The sequence below is a fragment of the Arthrobacter sp. 10T413_2 genome (genome assembly GCF_056394205.1).
In genome coordinates, this window is record NZ_JBFTHK010000203.1 from 1 (window position 1) to 6978 (window position 6978).

General features: G+C 66.1%; 8 protein-coding genes. 4 read left to right on the forward strand and 4 right to left on the reverse strand.

Annotated elements, in window-relative coordinates; genetic code table 11:
- Positions 1–209: acetyl-coenzyme A synthetase N-terminal domain-containing protein (locus tag AC1DBQ_RS20305; protein WP_476930225.1), on the reverse strand; the 209-nt coding region annotated here is incomplete at its 3' end.
- A 189-nt stretch (positions 210–398) separates the two neighbouring features.
- On the opposite strand from AC1DBQ_RS20305, the gene AC1DBQ_RS20310 reads away from it, so the two are divergent.
- The 4 genes from AC1DBQ_RS20310 (at position 399) to AC1DBQ_RS20325 (ending at position 4675) form a co-directional block, all read left to right on the forward strand.
- Positions 399–1040 (forward strand): GntR family transcriptional regulator, encoded by a 642-nt coding sequence (locus AC1DBQ_RS20310; RefSeq protein ID WP_476930226.1) that lies wholly within the window; start codon positions 399–401, stop codon positions 1038–1040.
- A gap of 10 nt (positions 1041–1050) precedes the next feature.
- On the forward strand, positions 1051–2571 hold the full coding sequence (locus AC1DBQ_RS20315) for an MmgE/PrpD family protein (RefSeq protein WP_476930227.1): 1521 nt from the start codon (positions 1051–1053) through the stop codon (positions 2569–2571).
- Complete coding sequence (gene prpB, locus AC1DBQ_RS20320) at positions 2571–3473, forward strand: methylisocitrate lyase (RefSeq protein ID WP_091255778.1); 903 nt, start codon at positions 2571–2573, stop codon at positions 3471–3473. The genes AC1DBQ_RS20315 and prpB overlap by 1 nt, the downstream gene beginning before the upstream one ends.
- 62 nt (positions 3474–3535) lie before the next feature.
- On the forward strand, positions 3536–4675 hold the full coding sequence (locus AC1DBQ_RS20325) for a bifunctional 2-methylcitrate synthase/citrate synthase (protein ID WP_476930228.1): 1140 nt from the start codon (positions 3536–3538) through the stop codon (positions 4673–4675).
- A 75-nt stretch (positions 4676–4750) separates the two neighbouring features.
- On the opposite strand, the gene AC1DBQ_RS20330 is transcribed toward AC1DBQ_RS20325, so the two are convergent.
- The 3 genes from AC1DBQ_RS20330 to AC1DBQ_RS20340 all read right to left on the reverse strand — a co-directional run.
- Positions 4751–6085, reverse strand: coding sequence for a hypothetical protein (locus AC1DBQ_RS20330; protein WP_476930229.1), 1335 nt, complete (start codon positions 6083–6085; stop codon positions 4751–4753).
- On the reverse strand, positions 6078–6569 hold the full coding sequence (locus AC1DBQ_RS20335) for an RNA polymerase sigma factor (protein ID WP_476930230.1): 492 nt from the start codon (positions 6567–6569) through the stop codon (positions 6078–6080). Before AC1DBQ_RS20335 ends, AC1DBQ_RS20330 begins: the two co-directional genes overlap by 8 nt.
- Before the next feature lie 85 nt (positions 6570–6654).
- A partial coding sequence (locus tag AC1DBQ_RS20340; protein WP_476930231.1) for an NUDIX hydrolase occupies positions 6655–6978 on the reverse strand: 324 nt, incomplete at its 5' end.

The following is a 6978-nucleotide window of genomic DNA, read 5'->3' on the forward strand; positions in this document are numbered from 1 at the left end:
CCCCTGCCCTCCGCCACGTGCCGGTCGAGCGCGTTGTAGGAGGTGTTCAGGACTCCGTCGGGAAACCAGTCGTAGAGCGGCGCCCTGCTGGCATCGAGGGCCTGCTGGGGCCCGGTGGTCCAGGAGATCCCCCGGGCAGCGTCCAGCCAGAACTCTGCGGGCTGTTCGAGGCTACGTTTGTAGGCGTCCCGGTAGCTCTTGGTGACCATGAGATACATCCTGTCCACGACGGTGTGATGCAGCCCATGGTAGACCGCGGCGGACCGCCAACACAAGAGTTCTGTATACACAGAAGGCCAATTTCTGCGCTTTATCCGCCGAGTACTGGGCAATTGGCCCTTGCGTGTATACACTGTTGGTGATCACCACTGCAGGGCTCAGCAACGAAGGGGGGCAGGATGCGCGCCAGCGACAAGGCCTACGCGGCACTGCGCGACGACATCATCGAGTGGCGCCTCCTGCCCGGCACAGTCCTCGCCGAGGTCKAGCAGTCGGAGCGCCTKGGCATCTCGCGTACCCCGCTGCGCGAGGCCCTGAGCCGGCTCACGGCCGAAGGGCTGACGACGACGGCGGGCGGCCGCGGCGTCGTCGTGACCGATATTTCCCTGGACGACATCGACGAACTGTTCGAATTGCGCGAAACMCTCGAAGGGAAAGCCGCCGCCMTGGCCGCCGAGCGCGGTGACCGGGCGACGTTCGACCAGCTCCGCCGCGAGCTGCTCCAGGCCCCGGAACTGATCGGCGGCGAGGACCCGGCCCTGCATGAGTACTACGAACTGGTTGGGCGGCTGGACGCGGCGATCGACGCAGCCATCTCCAACGCGTACCTCGCCCAGGCCATGCGCAGCCTCCGCGTCCACCTCGTGCGCGTCCGGCGCCTGGCCGCCGACGACGCCGCCCGGCTGACCGCGGCCGCCGCCGAGCACGCCGCCATCGCCGAGGCGATCGCCGCCGGCAACCCGCGGCTGGCCGAGGCCGCCACCACGCTTCACCTGCACCGCAGTCTTTCCCACGTCAAAGCCACGCATACACCTCACTAAAAGGAGCACCATGGTCAAGGAACACCACGTCCGCGTTTACAAGAGCGAGGAAAACCTGCMCCGCGAGGACCARCTTGCCCACAAGATCGCCACGGTGGCCGCGGATCMCGTGGAGGTGACCGATGAGGTCACGGACATGGTGATCAACCGGATCATCGACAACGCCTCCGTGGCTATCGCCTCGCTGAACCGTGCCCCGATCGTCGCGGCCCGGGCCCAGGCCCTCACCCACGGCCCGACCACCGGCGGCAAGGKATCGAAGGTCTTCGGCATCGAAGAGCGCGTGGCCCCGGAGTGGGCCGCGTGGGCCAACGGCGTCGCGGTCCGTGAGCTCGACTATCACGACACCTTCCTGGCCGCGGATTACTCCCACCCGGGCGATAACATTCCGCCGATCCTCGCCGTCGCCCAGCACGTCGGCTCCAGCGGACATGATTTGATCCGCGGAATCGCCACCGGCTACGAAATCCAGGTCAACCTGGTCAAGGCCATCTGCCTGCACAAGCACAAGATCGACCATGTGGCCCACCTCGGCCCCTCCGCGGCGGCCGGCATCGGCACGCTGCTGGGTCTCGACGTCGAGACCATMTTCCAGTCCGTCGGCCAGGCCCTGCACACCACCACCGCCACCCGGCAGTCCCGCAAGGGCGAAATCTCCACTTGGAAGGCCCATGCCCCCGCGTTCGCCGGCAAGATGGCCGTCGAATCCGCGGACCGTGCCATGCGCGGCCAKACCTCCCCCGTGCCGATCTACGAGGGCGAAGACGGAGTGATCGCCTGGATGCTCGACGGCCCGGACGCCTCCTACATGGTGCCTCTGCCCGAGGCCGGCGAGGCCAAGCGCGCCATCCTGGACACCTACACCAAGGAGCACTCGGCCGAGTACCAGGCGCAGGCCTGGATCGACCTGGCACGCAAACTGCACGGAGAACACCCCGAGGTCACGGACCCGGCCAACGTCGACTCCGTGCTGATCAAGACCAGCCACCACACGCACTACGTGATCGGCTCCGGCGCCAACGACCCGCAGAAGTACAGCCCCACGGCCAGCCGCGAAACCCTGGACCACTCCATCCCGTACATCTTCACCGTCGCCCTGCAGGACGGCGCGTGGCACCACGTCGATTCCTACGCCCCGGAACGCGCCGCCCGCCCGGACACCGTGGAGCTGTGGCACAAGGTCACCACCGTCGAGGACCCGGAATGGACCCGCCGCTACCACTCCCTGGACATCGCCGAGAAGGCGTTCGGCGGCACCGTGGTCATCACGCTCAAGGACGGCACCGTCATCACGGAGTCGATCGCCGTCGCCGACGCCCACCCGCTGGGAGCCCGGCCGTTCGCGCGGGAACAGTACGTCAACAAATTCCGCACCCTCGCCGCCGGCCTCGTGGCCGACGAGGAGATCGAGCGCTTCCTCGCCGCCGCCGCGCGGCTTCCCGAGCTCGCCGCCGGTGAGCTTGACCAGCTGAACATCCAGGCGGCCGACGGCGTGATCGACCTCGCCGCCGCCCCGAAGGGACTCTTCTAATGCTGTACTCGAAGACCACGCCGGAGCAGAAGCGGATCCGGTTCCGGGAGCTCCTGGCCTCCGGCACCATCCAGCAATTCCCGGGCGCATTCAACCCGCTCTCGGCCCGGCTGATCGAGGAAAAGGGCTTCGCSGGCGTCTACATTTCCGGCGCTGTCCTGGCCAACGACCTCGGCCTGCCGGACATCGGGCTGACCACGCTCACCGAAGTCGCCACCCGGGCCGGGCAGATTGCCCGGATGACCGACCTGCCGTCCATCGTGGACGCCGACACGGGCTTCGGCGAGCCGATGAACGTGGCACGGTCCGTCCAGGAACTCGAGAATGCCGGTTTGGCCGGCTGCCACATCGAGGACCAGTTCAACCCGAAGCGCTGCGGCCACCTGGACGGCAAGAACGTGGTGGACCTCGAGACCGCGACCAAGCGGATCCGGGCCGCGGCCGACGCCCGCCGCGACCCGAACTTCCTGATCATGGCCCGGACCGACATCCGCGCCACGGACGGTCTCCAGGCCGCCCAGGACCGGGCAAAGGCCCTCGTGGAGGCCGGGGCGGACGCGATCTTCCCGGAGGCCATGAAGGACCTGAGCGAGTTCCAGGCGATCCGCGACGCCGTCGACGTCCCGATTCTGGCCAACATGACCGAATTCGGCCAGAGCGCCCTGTTCACGGTGGACGAGCTCGCCGGCGTCGGAGTCAATATGGTGATATATCCGGTGACGCTTCTCCGTAGTGCCATGGGGGCTGCGGAGCGTACTCTGGAATCGATTAAGGCCGACGGAACCCAGGAGGCACAGGTTGGGAGCATGCTGACCCGTGCGCGTTTGTACGATCTCGTTGATTATGAGGCTTACAACCGTTTCGATACCGGAGTCTTTAATTTCCACATCCCAGGTCAGTAAGCCCCGCATGGAACCGCCGGCGCGTGCCGGTATACAGGCGTTAGGAACAAAGGAGTTTCAGCATGGCTGAACAGGACATTAAGAAGGGCCTCGCCGGCGTCGTGGTGGACTACACCGCGGTCTCAAAGGTCAACCCGGACACCAACTCGCTGCTCTACCGCGGCTATCCCGTCCAGGAACTGGCAGCCAAGTGCAGCTTCGAGGAAGTCGCCTACCTGCTTTGGAACGGCGAACTGCCCACCGCGGAGCAGCTGGCCGAGTTCACCGCGCGGGAACGCGCCGGAYGCCCCATCGATCCCGTGGTCAAACAGGTGGTGGACGCGCTGCCCACCACCTCGCACCCGATGGACGTCTGCCGCACGGCAGCCTCCGTCATGGGCGCACGGCACCCGCTCGCGGAGGACTCCTCCCGCGAGGCCAACATGGCCAAGGCGATCGACCTCTTCGCGGCGATGCCGGCGATCGTGGCCTACGACCAGCGCCGCCGGCACGGTCAGGACRTCGTGGCGCCCCGCGACGATCTGGGCTACTCGGCGAACTTCCTCTGGATGGCCTTCGGCGAGGAACCGGTCCAGGAAGTCGTGGACGCCTTCAACGTCTCGATGATCCTCTACGCCGAGCACTCGTTCAACGCCTCGACCTTCACGGCCCGCGTGATCACCTCAACGCTCTCGGACCTGCACTCGGCCGTGACCGGGGCGATCGGAGCGCTCAAGGKCCCGCTGCACGGCGGCGCCAACGAGGCCGTCATGCACACCTTCGACGAGATCGGTATCCGGCAGGAGGAGTCGCTGGACGAGGCCCATGCACGGGCCAAGGCCTGGATGGAGGACGCCCTGGCCCACAAGCGCAAGGTCATGGGCTTCGGCCACCGTGTCTACAAGCACGGCGACTCGCGGGTGCCCACCATGAAGGCGGCCCTGGACAAGATGATCGCGCACTACGGCCGCCCGGAGCTGCTGGGCCTCTACAACGGCCTGGAAACGGCGATGGACGAGGCCAAGGCGATCAAGCCGAACCTKGACTACCCGGCCGGCCCGACCTACCACCTCATGGGCTTCGACACCCCCACCTTCACTCCCCTGTTCGTCGCCAGCCGCATCACGGGCTGGACGGCGCACATCATGGAGCAGCTGGAATCGAACTCCCTGATCCGCCCGTTGAGCGAGTACAACGGCGTCGAGGAACGGCACCTGCCGTAATTTTCGAACAACGCACGACGGCGGGCCGGTMACCTGAAGGTGACCGGCCCGCTTCGTTGTGCCCGCGGGCTGGTCCTAGCCGACCTTAGTGACGCTCAGCGAGGTGATGACCGTCTTGAGGTCCTTGTAGGCCTGGGTACGGGTGAAGGCCAGGGCCTCGTCCATGGTCTGGAACTTGTAGAGGCCCCACGTGGCTCCGCCGAGGGGACGACGATCCGCGAAGCTGTAAAACTTCAAAGAATCCGGGCYTTGTACCGCGAAATCAAGGACGCAGCCGATCCCGTCCTGTCCGGCGATGCGGTTCGTAATCCCTATCCCCGCTTGGACGGGGCCTCCGTCATTTGCTGCTGAGGTCATGGCGACGTAAGCGAACCTCGGGGTTCCCTGTGCCGGCGCGGCCGGGTCGACCGGGAGTCCTGCCATCGGCTGGCTGTCGAGGACCTTGTACGGTGCGTTGTTGAGACACCCGCTGGTGATCCAGTCATAGGTATCACCGAATGACAGCCGTGCCACTTCCTTGCCGGCGGAATCCGTGAGGGAAGTCCCCGGACCGTTTGATAGCGCAATGCTCTCGGATGAGTCGGCGAGTTGCCAGGCAGCCGGGTAGTTGAAAGCCAATTTATAGCCCGTGGAGAAATACTCGTACGTCTTGATCCCCCGCGCGGCCAGGCTGCCCGGCGCCGGTGTGMCAACGAGAGCCGTTCGAAGCTCCACGGGAATTCCCTTGGACGCGAATTGCCCGTCCATGTACTGTTCCGCCGTCAGCCGCTCATTGTTCTCCGCCGCCTGATCCCAGCCCGGCATGTTCGCCCACGGCTGGTCAGCGTCGATGATGTACTTGCGGTCAGTCAGCTTGGCCATCCAGAACCAACTGMCGGTGTCCGTCTGGCCGCCTGAGGCCGTCATGCTCAATGCCATCCAGTCTCCCGCACAGCCCGCAACCTGTGCGGCAGGCAATTGGTCAGCGAACCAGCTCTGAACGCCGACCACGCTGTCCTTCGTACAGACGACGGTTCCGGTGGCTGCCGGCACGCTTGCCGCTGCCGTCGGCATCGGGGCCGCCGACGGCGACACGCTAGCCGATGCTGCCGCTGAGGCCGTCGGGGAAGCGGTCGCCGTCGGAGTGACGGTGGCCGCCGGTACGGGGGCGGTGGTGAGGGACCCCAGGTTGGTGGCCACGAGGACGCCGGCCGTGACGGCCGCCGCCGCCAGTGTGAGCACGCCGGCCAGCCGGGCCCGCCGGCGCTTCCGGTCCGCGAGGGAAAAGACATTGCGCGGCAGGCTGTCGCTAAACTCCGCGGGCTCGGTGAGTATCCTGCGCAAGGCTGCCTCACCGTCGGGCACGGACGGATCGCTGTGTATCGGGTCCGTCGCGGAAATCATGTTCTTGATCGGATCCATCTCAGGCACCCATCTTCTGTGTCATCGTTTCAGCGCCTGCCGGCATGTGCTTGCGAAAGGCGGCCCGTGCCCGGTGCAGCCGGACCTTGGCGGCGGCCTCGCTGCAGTGCAGCACACCGGCAATTTCCGCGATACCCAATTCATCCCAGTACGCGAGCTGGAGGATGTCCCGGTCGTTCTCCCGAAGAGCGGCCAGGGCGTCCTGGACCGCCACGTTGTCCGAGTCGCCGCCGAACCGGACTACGGCCGCGGAGCGCACCTTGTCCTGGAGCGCCTCCTGCCGGTCCCTGCTCCGGTACGCGTTCCCGATCAGGTTGCGGGCCACCGTCAGGAGCCACGCCGTATCCGTCCGGGGCGCGTCGTCCCACTTTTGCCACACCACCCGGAAGACATCCGCGGCGAGTTCCTCCGCCAGTTCGACCGATTCCACCCGCCGCCGGACAAACCTGTAGACCTGCGGATAGTTGTCTTTATGAATGGCGATAAACGCCAACTCGCGCTCCGAAAGCACGCATCCCCCAAATATCAAATGTCCGAACTGCTGGATAACTGTATTGTTTCCGGCTTCCGGGCCGGGGTTACACGCCCCGCAAAGAATATTCCGCCGAGGCCACGGTCTCGTTGTCATCGTTCAGGATGATGACGGCGTCCACAGCGCGCTCCCCCAATGCCAGCGGCAGCCAGTGTTCGGCATCCTGCCACATGCGCGCCAACGGCAGGGACGTGACCGGGAACCACTCCGGGATGATTTCCTGGCTTTCGACCGGGTCGCCGGTCCAGCGGCGCGCGGTGAAGAGGCTCGTGGACATGTTCCATTCCGGCCGGGCGGGAAAGACGAACTCGATCAGCCCGGCGACGCGGAGATCGTGCTCCCTGACCACGATTCCGGCCTCCTCGAAAAC